A 15,565-nucleotide genomic window follows, 5' to 3' on the forward strand; every position below is an offset into this window, starting at 1 on the left:
TAAAATGACCTCAGCGCTAAGATCATTTTTGTATATCATTGAGAAAAAATTGAGGATAGAATTAGAATAAAATATATTAAAAAAGAATAGGTTGTTGTAAACGATGAATCAATCTTTGAAAGATATTCAACATTCCATTAAGATCAACAAGTCCATTGAACAGGTATGGGCGAATGTCTCGACGGCTCGCTCTTTATCTAAATGGTTTATGCCAAACGACCTTGTCGCACAAACGGGATGTGTGTTTCATATTCAATCTCCTTTTGGTCCGTCTCCTTGCACGGTATTAAACGTACAACCAGAAAGAGAATTATCGTTTAGTTGGGATGAAGATGGATGGATCGTGACCTTCTCCCTAACTCCATTGAACGACCTTACCCTTTTCACTGTGACACACAGTGGATGGAAAAACGCTGATGACCTTGTGCCGAAAGCAAATCAGCCACAAGGTCGTGTCCGTAACTTTATGGACCAAGGTTGGGATGGGATGCTTCAGAAATTAAAAGCAACATTTTAAAGGAAGGCATGTACATTTTTTTACGACAAAATATAGACTGTGATTTTAAAATACATTCTCTTGTAATTTTTTTAGATCATTCAGAGATCAACAAAAATAAAGGGAGTGTCGTTATGTTCAATCCATTTAGTAAAGAACAATAACAAATTATCCAGTCTATTCAAGATTTTTTCTTAGAAGTGCCATCTGAGTTCGTCGCAGAACGTGTTTTTGATTTCATCAAAGAGTCAGTTGCTATTCACTTTTATAATATTGGAAATCAAGACGCTCATGCGGCTGTGTTAAGTCATTCGCGTCACTCGACGATGAATTGTTAACGCTCAAGCGTCCCGTATCTCCATAATATATTTTTAGCAGAGATCTCTTGTCATGCTCTACAAAAAAGTATGCGCGATGCATACTTTTTTCTTTGGATTTTGATTCAATTCATTACGAAGTACTTTTTAATCTCTCCATAGAACGAATAAATCAATTATACTAAACGTAATTATTTGTATGGAATGACGGTTCAAACTATAGTCGTGCTTAATACAAAGGAGAATTTTTTGAAACTCGAACGATTACTGACTATCATATTTAAGTTACTGCATCGCTCTACGATCTCGGCCGCTCAATTAGCTAGTGAATTAAATGTCTCTCAGAGAACGATTTATCGAGATATTGAAACCATTAGTGCAGCTGGAATTCCCGTTACTTCTTATCATGGAACTAATGGAGGTTTCGGTATTATTGAGAATTATAAATGGGATAAGACCTTTTTAAATGCGTCTTCTATGGTCGATGTTCTATCTTTAATGAAAAGTTTATCAGCGCAATTACATGATCAAGATTTAAAAAATACGCTAGAACGGCTATCGATTTTTACGACAGAAGAACAAAATAACCATTTGCACATTGATTTAGCTGATCAATCCATTGAGCCTACTTTCTTAATTGATCTTCAAAAGAGTATCAAAGAATCAAAAAGAGTTCTGTTTCAATACATCAGTGCTCAAAAGGAACAGACCATTCGAGAAGTAGATCCCATTTTTCTACGATATAAATTTCGTACATGGTACCTTTATGCTTATTGTTATTTAAGAAATGATTACCGCGAATTCAAAGTGTCACATATGCTCAACCTTCAAAGACTTTCAACATCTATTCAGGATAACCATCCCATTCCTGGAGACAGAGCTGTCGTGAAACCCGCACGGGAAAGTATCACGTTAAGAATTCATCCTGAATCCATTCATGTAGTCTTAAACCATTTTCAGCATCAATCGATGGTTTTTGAAGAAGATGGTAGTGTTACGATGACTTTATTGTTACCTTCACCTTTACATGCGGAATGGTTAATCAACATTTTATTAAGCTTCAGATCAGGTGTAGTTGTTATTCATCCCTTGTACTTACAAGACATATTAAGAAATGAAGCCAAAAAAATAGTTAATCTATATGAGGATATATGACACTCAGATGTCATATATCCTTTTTTATAATGAACGTAGTTAGACAGTTCTTACTACAATTAAAGGAGCGATTTGCATGAATGCCGGAAAAACGATGTATGAATATCACAACTGGGCGATGCAGTTGATGTTAGATCATATGGATGCATTACCTGAAAATCTATTAAATAAAGAGGTGAAAAGCTCTTATCCGACAATCGCTAAAACACTTAGTCATATTCTTGCAGTTGATACTATGTGGATTCATGTTTTAGAAAAAGTAGAATTTCAACAAGCGCTACAAGATGCGATGAGTCAATTACCATTAACTGATGCATATACAATTGAAGAATTCAAAATAGCATTCAAAAATATAGCATCAAAGTATCAACTATTTTTAAATCAGAACTCAACTCTTACTATGACGATACATGTAAATAATCCTTGGTCTGGTCCACGGGAAACGACTTTTGAAGAAATTCTTTTACATGTAGCCAATCACGGTACGTATCACCTGGGGAACATTACTACCATGTTAAGGCAGCAAAATGAACCCTCATTGATGATGGATTATTCTCTTTTTTGGTATGAAGATATGAAAGTTAAGCCATAACAGAATGTATTCGTTTTTAATGTCTATTTAGACATCACTATATAAAATAAAAAGGCGTGCACCGGTGCACGCCTTTTTATTTTATATAGTGATCAATTCCCTTGTATTGCTCCATACCGCTCACGCGTCCAGTTGTAGACATGACTCGTCACGGTCCGTCCGTCAATTCGTTCTAAGACGAATGGTCGGTCAAGAACAGGCGTAAACCCGAGTTTTTCAACGACACGGCGTGATTGGTCATTAAAATCAAAGTGACCACACCAAACGACATCGATCGGCAGTTCCCGGAAGATGAAATCGAGCATCGCTTCGACGATCTCCGGCATCCGTCCTTCTCCCCAATAGTCAGGAGCGAGGACATACCCGATTTCGACTTGACGGTCATGCGTGATCGCTTCGTCCGGTCGACGATTGAAGTGAAAACCGAAGCTCCCGATCACTTCCCCCGTTTCCTTATCAGTCACAGCATATTCGCCAGGTGACGCTTGGAAAATGCCGATCACTTCTTGGCTCTCGTCAAGCGATGCGTGCGGTGCCCAGCCTGCCTTCGGTCCGACATTCGGATCCTTGGCGTAAGCATATAATGCGGCTGCATCTTCGTCTTGCCAACGGCGTAACAGATGCCGTGGTGTTTCTATCGTATCTGGTAAGTTCATCTGTATTCCCCCTTATTATGATACGTTTCGCTGTCGTTCGACCGATTCCTTCACGAACAGGCTTGTATAAACTAATCCGAAGCCCGTCAAAAGAATCAATCCGAGATAGACGCTCATCATCGACGGGATCAAGAAGGTCCCGACTAGAATCGTCGACCGAGAAATCAAGTCCGCTCCAGCAAACGACGTTCCAGCGAACGCAGAGTACGCCCCACGTTGATCGGCTGGCATCATATTCGCTTTTTGTGTGTTCAAAACCGGGGAGTAGAGCAACTCGCCGATCGTTGCGATGAAGATGAAGACCATCAGTGCCGTCATGCTGTTGGCACTCGTCACGACGACGTAACCGATCGTGTACAGCATGAGACCCGCAGCGAGCGTCCGGCGCGGAGACAAACGCTTCGCTAGTCGCTGGACGATGAACGTCAACGTGACGACGAGTAACGTATTTTCGATGTTGATGATACTCATCATTCGAACCCCGTTGATCGACCACCCGGCAAATGATAACGGTTCAAACGAATCGGCGAGTCGGACGGCGACATAACTGCCCATCGAAAACTCAGCCGCTAAGATACACATCGAACCGAAAACGACCTTAACGAACGGACGGTCCCGCCAAGCGAGTTGATAGCTCGTGAAAATATCCGTGAGGACACCACGAAGTTTTTGACGTTGCCATGTCCTTGGTGTGTCGTCAAGAAACAGAAAGTATGCAATTGGTAAAACGGACGACGTGAAGCTTAAGATCCAGAACAACAGCAATTGGTTACTGACGTAGAGCCAGCCCCCGAGTGCCGTACCGATGGCGATCGATAGATTGATCAACCAGTAGTCGAGCGCATAGACCGCTTGGCGATTTTCCTTCGTCGTTGCATCGATGATGATCGCCCCCATTGCCGGCCGACCAAGATTACTCGTCACCGAGAAGACAGCGTAAATGACCATGAACAACAGCATCCAGTCGAGTGTCAATGAGATCGTCATCGTGATGAACGTCAGCGCTGTGAGCGCAGACGTCGTGACGAGCAGACGTTTGCGGGAAAAGCGGTCGGCAAGATATCCGCCGAGTAGATTCGTGATGAAGCTGACGAAGACCATCGCGATCAAAAATGCACCGGCGATGACTTCGTTGAATGCCTGGACAAACAAGAGGGCCATGAACGGCATGATGGAGAACGAGACAGCCCGGTTGAAAAACGATGTGATGAGACGTACTTTAATTGGTTTCGGTATTTCTTTCCATTTCATATTGTCACCTTCCATTCTCTACCTGTATCATAAACAAGACAAGACACAGGAAAAATGGACGTCATTAAAAAAAGATGTCCCCTTTTAAGGAGGAGAAGGACGATGGATGCTTATCTTTTTATGTTATGGAAGACTTGCCGAAATGGACACTACTCGATTGCGACGCTTGCCGACGCCATCCATCTCAGTCCTAAACAAACGAAACGATATCTCAATAAATGGCAGGAAGACGGTTGGATTGGTTACACGAGTGGTCGCGGACGGGGCAACTTAAGTGAACTCGTCTGGTTACGCCACGTCGAACGAGAGTATGCGAAACGGATGCTCGAACGGATCGATCGTGACTCGATCGAATCGGTGACGGAGGAATTGACGTGGGACTGGTCGCCAGCGCAAGCAGGACGCTTCATGCGGCAACTGGAACGAAAATTCGGCTATACACAGACGACGTCTGATGCGTTATTGATTCCGCGAAAACGGAATTTCTTAACGACACACCCGTTAGAAGCAGCCGATATCCATAGTGCCCACCTCGTTCAGAACGTCTTCAACCGGCTGTTTACGATCGATGTCGACGGCAATATTCAAGGTGAACTAGCGCATCACTATGTCTGGAACGGGACGACGCTCAGTCTCTTCTTACGGAAGGACGTCCGCTTTCATGACGGCTCACTCCTGACGAGTAAGGAAGTGACGAAGAGTCTGCGTGCTTTGATCGCCTATCCGGCTTACGCTTATTCCTATCGGCACGTGAAAAAGATCGTCTCGAACGGTCCGTACCGGGTCGACCTCACACTCGATCAGCACCGGAGTTCAATTTTGCCGCAACTTGCCTCGATACATACGAGCATCATCAAGGACGGTGTCGGGACGGGACCATTCCAACTGACGCAACATGACGACAAGAAAACCGTTCTGACAGCGTTCCCGAATTACTTCGGTATCCGTGCCCTGCTCGACCGGATTGAGTTCATCCAGATGCCGGAGCAATATGACCCGGTCTACCGGACATCGGCTTCTGACTCCAGTCCGATTGATACGATTGCGACCCAGTCTGGCTTTGGTCTCGTCTTGCTCCATCCACGTGCTGGTGGTCCGTTTGAATCAAAAGCCGCACGGCATTATATCCACCGACTCGTCGCAGAAGTTCGTGGTGGCATTCATGACTTTCATGAACGGGCACAACCGAACGACTGTGGTTTTCTTGAGTCCTATAGTCAACCGTATACTGTCCCGGATGGTCCTGCCGTTTTGTTCACGCAACCGATCCGAATCAAGCTGACAGATTTTACAGATAAGGTGACCCGCTGGCTCTGTCAGCGATTCGATCAGGACGGAATTCCGTATGAGTTTGTCGAAGTCGGATTTGAAGAGAGCATCACGGATTTTCACGCTTACGATACGATTGATCTCGCCGTCCATGCCGAAGTGTTTGAGCGAAATATCCAGTACGCCTTCTATCAGTTCATGACGAATACATTCTCACCACCAATCCGACTGTTTCAGCAGATGCCAGAGATGTTGAAATCAATTGAACAATACGATGCGACACCGTTCGAAGACTGGCTCCCGATCCACCAATCGATTGAGCGTTACTTAATCGACGAATCGTATTTCATCCCGTTCTATCACGATACACGACTGATTCCGTATCCGATCGAATTGCAAAACATCACGATCGACTCGTTCGGTTACTTTGACTTCTCGAAGCTCTGGATTTCCAACCAATCGTGACGAATCGTTGACGAAATCTTGACCTGCTTGTGACAAAGCGCACGGTATTCTTTAATCTAGTATTTTAAATGTTGTATTAAAGGTGAGGCTGCGAAATACTAAGACTGTCTTCATTACTTAGCGAAAAGGAAGTGGTCTTATGTTATCAACCTCTACCATTCAAATCGTTCAATCGACGGTTCCCGTCCTTGCGTCGCACGGTGCCGCGATCACGAAAGTCTTTTATCAGCGCTTGTTTCAAGCTCATCCGGAACTGAAACACGTCTTCAATCAATCGAATCAACGAAGCGACCGCCAATCGCAAGCACTCGCGACCGCCGTGTATGCCGCTGCTGCTCACATCGATCAACTCGAGACGTTAAAGCCGGTCTTATTACCTGTGCTCCATAAACACCGTAGTCTACAAATCAAACCGGAAATGTATCCCATCGTCGGGCACGAATTGCTTGGAGCGATGCAAGATGTCTTAGGAGAAGCCGCAACACCAGACATCTTGCGCGCGTGGGGAGAAGCATACGGGGAGATTGCCAATCTGTTCATCACGCTTGAAGCCGAACTTTACGCACAGGATGAACAAGCAAAAGGATTTTCCGGATATCAGACAGTTGAGATTTCGGATGTCGAGGAACAAGCGGATGGGATTCGCGCCTTGACCTTCAGCACGGACGGTCCACTACCCGCTTATCGAGCCGGGCAATACATCACGGTACGGATTCAAGACAAAGATGGCTTATGGCACAATCGCCAATACAGTCTGACGACGGCATCGAACACGGAGACATATACGATTGGTGTCAAACGAGAAGGCATCGTCTCGGACTACTTACATGCAGCGCAAGTCGGTGACACGGTGTTCATTAGTGCGCCAGCGGGTGCTTTTACACTCGATGCGTCAGACGAACCCGTCGTGCTGATCGCTGGTGGCATCGGAATCACATCGATGCTTGCGATGGCAGAGGAAGCAATAGCTACCGGACGTGACGTGACGTTACATCACGCTGTTCAAGATGAACGCAATCGTCCGTTTACAGAACAACTCGCCTTACTCGAGCAACGTGGAGTGCGCGTCGTTCGTTACGCGGAACATCAGGCAACAGATCAAGCGGGACGCTTACCGAAAGACGTCATCGCAAGCATCACGGATTCGACATACGTCTGTGGTCCGGAAGCAATGATTCAATATGTGATTGAGCACTTCAAAGCGTCACCGGATAAACTGCATTACGAAATCTTTGGACCAACGCTTGCTTTTGCGGCAGAAACACCAGTTGCGCAATAAAAAACATCCCGTTCTCTTTGACACACGTCAAGGAGAGCGGGATGTTTGATTAGAGCGGCAATCGTTCTGACAATGGACGGACCAAGACGACGTCCGTCGCCATTCGGTTATCACGGCGTGGTTCATCGACCGGTTCGATCGTCCAGTTTTTTGCGTGAAGCGTATTCAAGGCACGCGCTAAGTCGTACATCGAATAGCGATCGTTACCGTTCAACTGATAGAGACCTGCTTCGTGTTCAAGTAAAATCGTAACGAGCGCTTCTGCCGTGTCCTCAAGTAGCGAACTCGACGGATACCAGTTGCGACTCGCTCGAATGACGCCGTGCTGTTTCATATCGTTCGTGAAGAAGTCGACCATATTGTTCGAACCAGGTTCCGTCCCGATTTGCCAGCCGATCCGGACGATCTTCGCTTGTGGATCGAGTGCTTGAATCGCTTGCTCGCAAGCAATCTTGTAGGCACCATATTCGTCGGTCGCATCCGGTACTGCGTCCTTTTCGATCGGTGCCGGCACGTCATCGGAGAAAACAGATACCGTACTCGTGAAGAAAAATGGAATCGCATATTCTTGGCACAAGCGAACGAGCGCTTCCGTCCAACTGACGGACCCCATCCCGATATGTAAGAAATAATCTGGTCGTTCCGTTTCTAAAAACGTGCGCATCGCGGATTCGTCAGTCGTCGAGACTTTCGTTCGGTCCCAGGCGACTGTCTCGATGTCGTGCTTTGCTAAGACGTCCGCAACGACAGGTGCTACCGTTCCGTTCATACCTGTAATGATTGCTTTCATGGTGATTCATCCCCCTTATATTCTATTGAAACATCATAAAACTACTTACTACATCAGTTTACACGCGAATCGCTGAATTAACGAATCTGAGGTTATTCTTCTACGACCAGTCATGACTCAAATGAAAAAAGCGCCTGCTATCCGATCTAATCTCGGTAAGCAGGCGCACTGTTTAGTTCATGATTACTCCGAAACGCCTTCCGTTTCCATTCGACGCCATAGTACATTCAAAAAGACCGTCATCCCACTGATCGGAATCAAAAACAATAACGCTGTGATCCATAAACTCTCCATCGACTCCACTCCTCATCGTTCATTTCTATCTCTAGTGTATAAGAGTGCGAAATCGCTTACCTCCACCTCAAGGCGGATATTTCATCCGACCTTGTCCTGTCGTTCCTCAGCAAAGGAAACGGTACGATGAAGGAGCAACCAGATACTGGTCATGACAAGACCACTTAAGGCAAAGAACAGGAAGACGAAAGAGATGCTAAAGAACGACGTCAAGTACGACGACAATCCGTAACAGAGCGCGGAACATGCCGTTGATGCTGCGACCATCGCCGTCCGGACCCGTCCGAGCAAATGCGCAGGCGTCGAGCGCTGCAACAAGGTCGCAAACGGAATCCCGAATAACGTCAGCGCCATCCCGAGTAAGATGAACCCACCAACAGCCACTGGGACGAATGAGACATAAGCGACGATCGCAATCGCGAGACCTTGCAAGACGACGGCAAAACGAAACAGCTTATCCTGTCGTACGGAGGCGACCCATTTTCCGTAAAGGAGCGACATCGCGATTCCCCCGATCACCGTCGCCAGTTCGAGTGCAGAAAACGTCTGGGCATTTCCCGACAAGACATCCTTGGCATATGGTGCAAGTAAAGTATTCATTGGTGTGATCATCCAGTTTGCAAGGATTGCACAACCAAGGATCCATTTCAGGCGACCGTCACGCACGACGTGACCGATCCCTTCGCGCAACGCTTCACGGTACGATCCTTGACGTGCCCCTTCTACGACTTGCCCTGTCATATGTCTAACGAGTAACCAGGCGGCAAGATGTAGACCAAGATCGAGCCATAAGATACTCGCGATCGAGAAATGGGCGATCATCATCCCACCGAGCAAGAATCCGCTCAGCGTACCGATCCGCTCAATCGTTGCAAGATACGCATTCGCTTGCGGCAATTGGTCATCTTCGACCAAATCAACGACCCATGTGAAGACGGCATTGCCACCAATGATTTGCAGAATCGTCTGCACGACGAGTAAGCCGAGTAACCACGGTAGGACGACGTTCGTCAGACCGATTCCCGCTAACGCGACCCCAAGCGCAAACAATCGAATGAGCAACGACATTTGGTACAACGATGCACTGACGAATCGGTCGATCCATGGTCCGACGAACGTTGAGACGAGAAAACGAATCAAAAAGACACCAGTCGCAATCAGGGCGACGCCAGAAGCACTGATCTCTTCCGCGCTCAACCAGTAAATCGCGATATAAACGAAACTCGTCCCGACGGTCGATAACAAATCCGAGACATACATAAAACGAAACGCACGTGACATGATGCTTTATTCCTTTCCTAAAACGACTTCTTGTCTATCTTACAATTTTTCTCAATTGCTGCCCATTCTTTTTTCGTCATCACATCGTCATCGTCTGTTAAGGCATTCTTACCCGTCTGTAACAGAGCCGACATGTTCATTCGCTATACTAAACGCATAGGGAGGTGAAGATCCATGAAAACGCAAACGCGTTATGACTATGAAACCGAACAGGAACAGGTCGACGTCCCATCTGAGGCACGTCTAGGCTACTACTTTCTTTTGATCGTCCTGCCGCTTGGTCTCGCGCATCTTGTCCAGTCGCTTGCTCCTTCGCCGGATCAACACCACTCGTCCGTATTGACGGGTTTGACGTTCTTATCCATCGTCTTTTTCATGTACTTAGGTAACCGAGCTGCTGGAAATGCCAAAACGACCTTTTTCGGATACTCGATGTTCTTGAGTATCAGTCTGTTCGCGACGCTGTTTCTACCAACGGTGCCGATCATTTGAGCATAAGCAAACGAGCACACGTCCGATTTGGACGCGTGCTCGTTTTTTTAATGCGTATGCGATTCGTGTTTGCCGTCACAATACAACGTATTGCCATGTGCGTGCTGATCCGTCTCGACCTGGATGGTCGCGTGGTTAATACCGACGTGTTTCAAATCGTGATCAATCTGTTCGCGAATTGACTCTGACTCCCGGACGGTCATGTCCTCTTTGACGACGACGTGACACGATAATGCGTTATAGCCACTCGTGATCGACCAGATGTGCAGATCATGTAGTCCGAGGACGGCTTCGTTCGTCTGAATCGTCGAAACGACCTCATCGATGTCGACGTCGCTCGGCGTTCCTTCCATCAAGACGTGAACGGATGCCTTCGTCACGTAATAGCCGCTCCGTAAGACGAGGATCGCAACGATGACACTCGCCAAGGGATCCGCCCATCCCCAACCGAAGAACATGATCAGAAGGGCAGCTGCAATCGCACCGACGGATCCGAGCATGTCACTTAAGACGTGCAGATAGGCACCACGCATGTTGAGGTTATGTTCATGCCCACCGCCGCGTGTCATGATCCAGGCAACGAGAATGTTGACGAGCAATCCGAGGACGCTGATGATCAGCATCCCGGTCGTTGCGACAGCGGGTGGATCGATGAAGCGTTGAATCGCTTCAATGAAAATATAGAGAGCGATGACGATCAGTGTCACGCCATTTATGATTGCGGCTAAGATTTCAAAGCGTTTTGAACCGAACGTCTTATTCGCATCCGGTGCTTGACTCGAGAACTGGAAGGCTAACAAAGCGATCGCAAGTGAAATCGAATCACTGAGCATATGCCCTGCGTCCGATAACAACGCGAGACTATTCGTCCAAATCCCGCCGATGACCTCGACGATCATGAACGCAGTGATGATCAGGAACGACAGGCCCAGTACCTTTTTATTGTCGGTATGATGATGGTGGTGATGATCATGTGCCATGACGTTGCCTCCTTTTACCTTACATTCAAACGTCTATTTGAATTATAACGCGCCTCCGTTCTGTGGTCAACGGGCTCATGTGTTATATCCCACGCCTTTACTCTTCCAAAACGACTCATCTGACTAAACAAAAAAACGATGGCCCATTGCCATCGCTTTTTCCATATCCTTTTTTAAATAAACGACCGAAAATCCTCGGTTTGCTGCTCGAGTTGTCGTGCGACCTCTTCGATTGCGGTAAAGCGTTGCATCGTTTCTTTTACCGTCGCAAGGCTCGACGCGACTTCGAGATGGGACGCTTCAATCTTTTTCATCATCGCCATGATTTGACGGTTCATCGTTTCCGTATTCGTCCGTACTTCGACGACTGCACTACCGACTAAATCCGATAAGTTTTTGACTTCACTTGCAACGACTGTAAAGCCTTTACCGTGTTCCCCAGCCCGTGCCGCTTCAATTGCCGCATTCAGAGACAACAAGTTCGTCCGGGCAGCAATTTCCTTGATCGTATCAGCAATCTTCGTGATCTCGATGGCTTGGTCATACAGCGTTTCGAACGTCTGTTGGTTTTCTGCCGTTTCACTCGCGATCGTAGTCATCGTCTCTTGAAGCTGGTTGCCCTCTTTTGATCCTTGAACCGATTGCAAATTCAATCCCTCAGCAAGCGTCTGGAAGCTTTTCGCATATCCTTGCACACGGTCGATCCGGTCCGTGATGTTACTGGCGATCTTGACGACGCCGACGACCTCTTCTCCTTCAAAAATCGGCATGTAGGTTGCTTCAAGCCACAAGATGTCGCCCCGGGCATCGACTCGTTTGATTTTATCCGCTGTACTGAAGCCCGAAAACAGGCGTGTCCAAAAGTCTTGATATTCACGGCTGTTCGCGAATTCTGGTGTACAAAACGTATGGTGCTGTAAGCCAATCATCTCGTCTCGTTTATATTTCATCGTTTTCGCAAACAAGTCATTGACGTCGACGACGCGTCGTTGGCGATCAAAACAGATCATCGCGACGTTTGATTCAAGGCTCGATAAGATTGCTGGTGAGCGCAATGGTCTCGGTAAGGTTTCATTCATGGTGTCATTAACTCCTTCTATGTATCATTCATGTACTAAGACAGTTTTAAAAAAATAATAATCTGTACCTATATATCGTCATCAATTGACCTTTTTTATAGCTGAATCGGCGATTATTCAAGTTGATTTTCTCGAAAACGAGAGGAAATTCACGGGCGACATGTTATGCGCTTGTTTAAAAATGTAGTAGATGCTACACCAAAAAATGTAGTTATCACTACATTCGAAAGGAGGAAATAAAAATGACACATAACAAGTCCCTCTATTTTCGAAAGGGCAAGCTATCCTCTTAGTTGTGCTCGGTGTAGCATTCTGGTTCGTCGGTGCCCTGTCAGTCAGATTCGGATCTGAAATCGGCATGTTCGAAAACGCTGGAAACGTAATTACTTTCCTGATCGCTTTACCAGTCTCGTGGATTTCCGTCATCATCATAAAAAAAGTCGCTCGTTTAAGTGCTGAACAGATGGTGCCCGGAGTCAGTCTCGGACTGTAAGTGGCGACGTTTTTAGACGGAATCGTTCTAACGTGGGGGCACATCTCTGTATGGAACGGATCCCTTACTCGTCGGACGTGGTGCAGCATGGATCCTTTGGGGGAGTCTTCGCCTTTCTTGCTTCTGCTTTCATCGAGGCAAAACGGATGGGATATAAGATGATCTAATACGATAAAGTGTATTTTATAGTACGACAAATAACGAGCGTAGACCGTCGGACTCATCCAACGGTCTATTTGTGTTAAAATGCAGTCGAACACTAATGTATTGGAGAAGATCAGACTATTATCGGAGGTGAACAGCATGGATTATGTAAAAGCATCTCACAAGTTCCAACACCGAAAGCAACAGTTGACGTTTAAAAAAGAAACGGTCATCGAACGCGTATGCCGGCGATATAATGCAATCGAAATACCGAAAGACGATATCTCGGATTTAGTGAATGACGATCAACTTGAATACGATGCCATCTTTTGTTGCCTAAAGATTGATGACGTTGCCATCTTGGATTCGCTTTTTACGCCTAGTGAATTAGACGATTTCGAGTGGGAGATTCAAGATAACAAAAGGAGAAACCGACGATATCGAAGTGATAATCAGAAAGAAGCAGACTACATTCAATTGCTTCTCGATGAGATGGAAGGACGCCGGGTTGATATCGTCTTAGAGAGCCTTGACGGTGCATATATCACTGGATTCTTGGTTAGGAATCAATCCGAAGTAATCGGCTCTTACTTATATGCTCTCGTCGGTGGTGCACATTTTGCCGATCCTGTCGTAAAAGACCTCGTCATTCGAGCCAGAGAGCTGACAGAAGAAGAAGTCGAAGAATCGTATCGTGATTATCTCGACGATTTAGTTCGGTGGGGTCATATTTAAAAAGAACGATGGACTTCAGATGAAATCAATCGCTCTTCGTTTGCGCTTCGATTTTCTCATTACGAGCAGCCTCAAAGTTGCGATAAATCGTGAATCCTACTAAACCGATCAACCAGATAATGCCATAACCGAGTTCCCAGTCGAATCCAAAATACAAGATTGACGATGTAATGACGACAATGAGAACTAACCGAATGCTTGATAGATGATACTTACTCATGATTTCCCTCCTTTTCTTCCGCCACCGAAGTAGATGTATGTCACGAATAAAATCAACGTCCACGTAAAGACTGCGAATATGATTTTAAACAGACCATCAGGCAGTATTTTTGAGATGTATAACAGGGTCATTAAGATTGAAAAGGTTAAATGGTTATTTCTCATTTGTGCCGAGAGCTTATCCCAATTGAGCAGTACAAGTAATACTGCTACCGGTGCGAGAAGTGCCGTGAGAAAGAAAAAAGGAACGTTTCTCATATAGTACGGTATTTCATCTTTATTCTTTTCCATCGCCTATCACTCCTCATCTAAAAACGTATAGAACCACCTTCTCACTCATTTTGTCGTATACACGAATGAATCGGATTATACATACTACTATGAAATCGTTGGGAATCATGTACTGACGACTGAATACGACCGGCGGAATATCGAAATGACTAGTTCCGCTCAACATAAGTTTAAGAAGACAATGTACTTTATATAACAATCGAGTCCATTCAGGTAGCTCATGAATGGACTCGATTTATGTACCTCTTAACATTCTTCTTTCATGTTCAATGATTCTGCCGAGCGAATCATAATTTGTTTTGTAGCATCATCGATGGATATGACACAATCCCATGTCGGCTTTAATTGTAAGATGTTCTTTTGATCCAACCACAAGACCGCAGTCAGTTCGATGAAATCCCCCATCACTACCATTTTTCTCGCCTTCTCATCAATGACGGCATACAGTTCATCATCCAAGCTGATTTTCCAACCAAAAAATTCACTGACTTTCACTTATCATTTCCTCCAAACACTCTTTCTTTTGTCATCCGAATCAATTTCCCATTAAAACGAAATCTTCCATTTCTTCCGCGCGATCAGTACAACGATTAGCGAAACCAAAAGCGATACTTTGAGCGTCGTATCATCGATTAGATGTAGCCCGTAATGAAGTGAAAAGAGTACCATGAGTAGCGCAACGACGCTTCCTAAAAAGACCATGTTTTTCATTTTGTCACCTCACTCCCATTCTTGACTACTCGCTGTCAATACTCTGAAATATACCGTCCTTCATGTTTGTTCGTAATTTGTTCGCCATCTTTGAATCCCGTGACTTTAAAGCGATGAGATCCCGATCGATAAATCTCATATTCATTTTCCGGTTCATCCTGGAACACGACCCGTGCAATGAACTCACCCGTGCTCGTATCGTATCGAATTTTCTTGTTCTTCACATATGTCATATACTTCTGTTGCTTCAAATAATGATCGATTTCCTGAGTGACCTCTTGTTTTTCATCATAGTAAAACACCTTATAGGCTGAAGCACCGATGATGCCCACTCCTAAAATCATCACTATCGTAATCCATACATACATTCGTTTCATATCATCACTCCCGAGTAGAAATAAGAAAAATATCGTATTTCCAGATTCCATTCCCCTTGTTTTAAAAACTAGATATGTATAAACTAATATAAGACCACAAAAAAAGGAAGCAGTTTATGATAAAAAAATCCATAAAATACTTTTTATTGTCATTTATGATGCTTGTTATCATCTTGAATCTCTTGAATGGTCGAGTGAT

General features: G+C 45.3%; 19 protein-coding genes. 8 read left to right on the forward strand and 11 right to left on the reverse strand.

Annotation, left to right across the window (positions count from 1 at the left end; genetic code table 11):
* Positions 1-103 precede the first annotated feature (103 nt).
* The 4 genes from ACHWTJ_RS08915 (at position 104) to ACHWTJ_RS08930 (ending at position 2,560) form a co-directional block, all read left to right on the forward strand.
* Entirely contained in the window at positions 104-517 is a 414-nt protein-coding gene (locus tag ACHWTJ_RS08915; RefSeq protein ID WP_294746513.1) for an SRPBCC domain-containing protein, read from the forward strand.
* 158 nt (positions 518-675) lie between these two features.
* Positions 676-834 (forward strand): DUF2164 family protein, encoded by a 159-nt coding sequence (locus ACHWTJ_RS08920; RefSeq protein ID WP_394679833.1) that lies wholly within the window; start codon positions 676-678, stop codon positions 832-834.
* A gap of 228 nt (positions 835-1,062) precedes the next feature.
* A complete protein-coding gene (locus ACHWTJ_RS08925; RefSeq protein ID WP_294746516.1) occupies positions 1,063-1,968 on the forward strand; it encodes a YafY family protein in 906 nt (301 codons plus the stop codon).
* A 76-nt stretch (positions 1,969-2,044) separates the two neighbouring features.
* The gene (locus tag ACHWTJ_RS08930; RefSeq protein WP_394679495.1) at positions 2,045-2,560 is read left to right on the forward strand and encodes a DinB family protein; all 516 of its coding nucleotides are present in this window, start codon (positions 2,045-2,047) and stop codon (positions 2,558-2,560) included.
* Positions 2,561-2,652: 92 nt separating this feature from the next.
* Here ACHWTJ_RS08930 and ACHWTJ_RS08935 read toward each other — a convergent pair whose 3' ends face one another.
* Positions 2,653-3,216: a GNAT family N-acetyltransferase gene (locus ACHWTJ_RS08935; protein WP_294746522.1), complete on the reverse strand. Its 564-nt coding sequence runs from the start codon at positions 3,214-3,216 to the stop codon at positions 2,653-2,655.
* 15 nt (positions 3,217-3,231) lie between these two features.
* Entirely contained in the window at positions 3,232-4,467 is a 1,236-nt protein-coding gene (locus ACHWTJ_RS08940) for an MFS transporter (RefSeq protein ID WP_294746525.1), read from the reverse strand.
* Positions 4,468-4,569: 102 nt separating this feature from the next.
* On the opposite strand from ACHWTJ_RS08940, the gene ACHWTJ_RS08945 reads away from it, so the two are divergent.
* Positions 4,570-6,201: an ABC transporter substrate-binding protein gene (locus tag ACHWTJ_RS08945; RefSeq protein WP_294746528.1), complete on the forward strand. Its 1,632-nt coding sequence runs from the start codon at positions 4,570-4,572 to the stop codon at positions 6,199-6,201.
* Positions 6,202-6,340: 139 nt separating this feature from the next.
* On the forward strand, positions 6,341-7,480 hold the full coding sequence (locus ACHWTJ_RS08950) for a globin domain-containing protein (protein ID WP_294746530.1): 1,140 nt from the start codon (positions 6,341-6,343) through the stop codon (positions 7,478-7,480).
* A gap of 49 nt (positions 7,481-7,529) precedes the next feature.
* On the opposite strand, the gene ACHWTJ_RS08955 is transcribed toward ACHWTJ_RS08950, so the two are convergent.
* A complete protein-coding gene (locus tag ACHWTJ_RS08955; protein ID WP_394679496.1) occupies positions 7,530-8,270 on the reverse strand; it encodes a sugar nucleotide-binding protein in 741 nt (246 codons plus the stop codon).
* 375 nt (positions 8,271-8,645) lie between these two features.
* Positions 8,646-9,845, reverse strand: coding sequence for an MFS transporter (locus tag ACHWTJ_RS08960; RefSeq protein ID WP_294746536.1), 1,200 nt, complete (start codon positions 9,843-9,845; stop codon positions 8,646-8,648).
* Positions 9,846-10,019: 174 nt separating this feature from the next.
* Here ACHWTJ_RS08960 and ACHWTJ_RS08965 point away from each other — a divergent pair, with 174 nt between their 5' ends.
* Positions 10,020-10,337 (forward strand): hypothetical protein, encoded by a 318-nt coding sequence (locus ACHWTJ_RS08965; RefSeq protein ID WP_023468204.1) that lies wholly within the window; start codon positions 10,020-10,022, stop codon positions 10,335-10,337.
* Positions 10,338-10,384: 47 nt separating this feature from the next.
* Here ACHWTJ_RS08965 and ACHWTJ_RS08970 read toward each other — a convergent pair whose 3' ends face one another.
* Both ACHWTJ_RS08970 and ACHWTJ_RS08975 read right to left on the reverse strand, forming a co-directional pair.
* Positions 10,385-11,317, reverse strand: coding sequence for a cation diffusion facilitator family transporter (locus ACHWTJ_RS08970; protein ID WP_294750408.1), 933 nt, complete (start codon positions 11,315-11,317; stop codon positions 10,385-10,387).
* 173 nt (positions 11,318-11,490) lie between these two features.
* On the reverse strand, positions 11,491-12,396 hold the full coding sequence (locus tag ACHWTJ_RS08975; protein WP_294750410.1) for a methyl-accepting chemotaxis protein: 906 nt from the start codon (positions 12,394-12,396) through the stop codon (positions 11,491-11,493).
* A gap of 796 nt (positions 12,397-13,192) precedes the next feature.
* Here ACHWTJ_RS08975 and ACHWTJ_RS08980 point away from each other — a divergent pair.
* Complete coding sequence (locus ACHWTJ_RS08980; protein ID WP_294750412.1) at positions 13,193-13,768, forward strand: hypothetical protein; 576 nt, start codon at positions 13,193-13,195, stop codon at positions 13,766-13,768.
* Positions 13,769-13,793: 25 nt separating this feature from the next.
* On the opposite strand, the gene ACHWTJ_RS08985 is transcribed toward ACHWTJ_RS08980, so the two are convergent.
* From ACHWTJ_RS08985 to ACHWTJ_RS09005, 5 genes are all read right to left on the reverse strand, one after another.
* Entirely contained in the window at positions 13,794-13,988 is a 195-nt protein-coding gene (locus ACHWTJ_RS08985) for a hypothetical protein (protein ID WP_214860304.1), read from the reverse strand.
* On the reverse strand, positions 13,985-14,278 hold the full coding sequence (locus ACHWTJ_RS08990) for a hypothetical protein (protein WP_294746551.1): 294 nt from the start codon (positions 14,276-14,278) through the stop codon (positions 13,985-13,987). The genes ACHWTJ_RS08985 and ACHWTJ_RS08990 overlap by 4 nt, the downstream gene beginning before the upstream one ends.
* 246 nt (positions 14,279-14,524) lie before the next feature.
* A complete protein-coding gene (locus ACHWTJ_RS08995) occupies positions 14,525-14,773 on the reverse strand; it encodes a hypothetical protein (RefSeq protein ID WP_214860306.1) in 249 nt (82 codons plus the stop codon).
* A 51-nt stretch (positions 14,774-14,824) separates the two neighbouring features.
* Complete coding sequence (locus tag ACHWTJ_RS09000) at positions 14,825-14,989, reverse strand: hypothetical protein (RefSeq protein WP_294746553.1); 165 nt, start codon at positions 14,987-14,989, stop codon at positions 14,825-14,827.
* Between the two features lie 35 nt (positions 14,990-15,024).
* Positions 15,025-15,366 (reverse strand): DUF3139 domain-containing protein, encoded by a 342-nt coding sequence (locus ACHWTJ_RS09005; RefSeq protein ID WP_294746558.1) that lies wholly within the window; start codon positions 15,364-15,366, stop codon positions 15,025-15,027.
* Positions 15,367-15,565 lie beyond the last annotated feature (199 nt).

This window comes from uncultured Exiguobacterium sp. (assembly GCF_964277885.1).
Taxonomy (GTDB): domain Bacteria; phylum Bacillota; class Bacilli; order Exiguobacteriales; family Exiguobacteriaceae; genus Exiguobacterium_A.

Bases quoted from the DNA above. Each gene is read 5' to 3' on its own strand.
- ACHWTJ_RS08965 (WP_023468204.1), top strand. From the start codon at position 10,020: ATGAAAACGCAAACGCGTTATGACTATGAAACCGAACAGGAACAGGTC.
- ACHWTJ_RS08940 (WP_294746525.1), bottom strand. From the start codon at position 4,467: ATGAAATGGAAAGAAATACCGAAACCAATTAAAGTACGTCTCATCACA.
- ACHWTJ_RS08950 (WP_294746530.1), top strand. From the start codon at position 6,341: ATGTTATCAACCTCTACCATTCAAATCGTTCAATCGACGGTTCCCGTC.
- ACHWTJ_RS08970 (WP_294750408.1), bottom strand. From the start codon at position 11,317: ATGGCACATGATCATCACCACCATCATCATACCGACAATAAAAAGGTA.
- ACHWTJ_RS08975 (WP_294750410.1), bottom strand. From the start codon at position 12,396: ATGAATGAAACCTTACCGAGACCATTGCGCTCACCAGCAATCTTATCG.
- ACHWTJ_RS09005 (WP_294746558.1), bottom strand. From the start codon at position 15,366: ATGAAACGAATGTATGTATGGATTACGATAGTGATGATTTTAGGAGTG.
- ACHWTJ_RS08915 (WP_294746513.1), top strand. From the start codon at position 104: ATGAATCAATCTTTGAAAGATATTCAACATTCCATTAAGATCAACAAG.
- ACHWTJ_RS08930 (WP_394679495.1), top strand. From the start codon at position 2,045: ATGAATGCCGGAAAAACGATGTATGAATATCACAACTGGGCGATGCAG.
- ACHWTJ_RS08990 (WP_294746551.1), bottom strand. From the start codon at position 14,278: ATGGAAAAGAATAAAGATGAAATACCGTACTATATGAGAAACGTTCCT.
- ACHWTJ_RS08945 (WP_294746528.1), top strand. From the start codon at position 4,570: ATGGATGCTTATCTTTTTATGTTATGGAAGACTTGCCGAAATGGACAC.
- ACHWTJ_RS08960 (WP_294746536.1), bottom strand. From the start codon at position 9,845: ATGTCACGTGCGTTTCGTTTTATGTATGTCTCGGATTTGTTATCGACC.
- ACHWTJ_RS08980 (WP_294750412.1), top strand. From the start codon at position 13,193: ATGGATTATGTAAAAGCATCTCACAAGTTCCAACACCGAAAGCAACAG.
- ACHWTJ_RS08955 (WP_394679496.1), bottom strand. From the start codon at position 8,270: ATGAAAGCAATCATTACAGGTATGAACGGAACGGTAGCACCTGTCGTT.
- ACHWTJ_RS08985 (WP_214860304.1), bottom strand. From the start codon at position 13,988: ATGAGTAAGTATCATCTATCAAGCATTCGGTTAGTTCTCATTGTCGTC.
- ACHWTJ_RS09000 (WP_294746553.1), bottom strand. From the start codon at position 14,989: ATGAAAAACATGGTCTTTTTAGGAAGCGTCGTTGCGCTACTCATGGTA.
- ACHWTJ_RS08935 (WP_294746522.1), bottom strand. From the start codon at position 3,216: ATGAACTTACCAGATACGATAGAAACACCACGGCATCTGTTACGCCGT.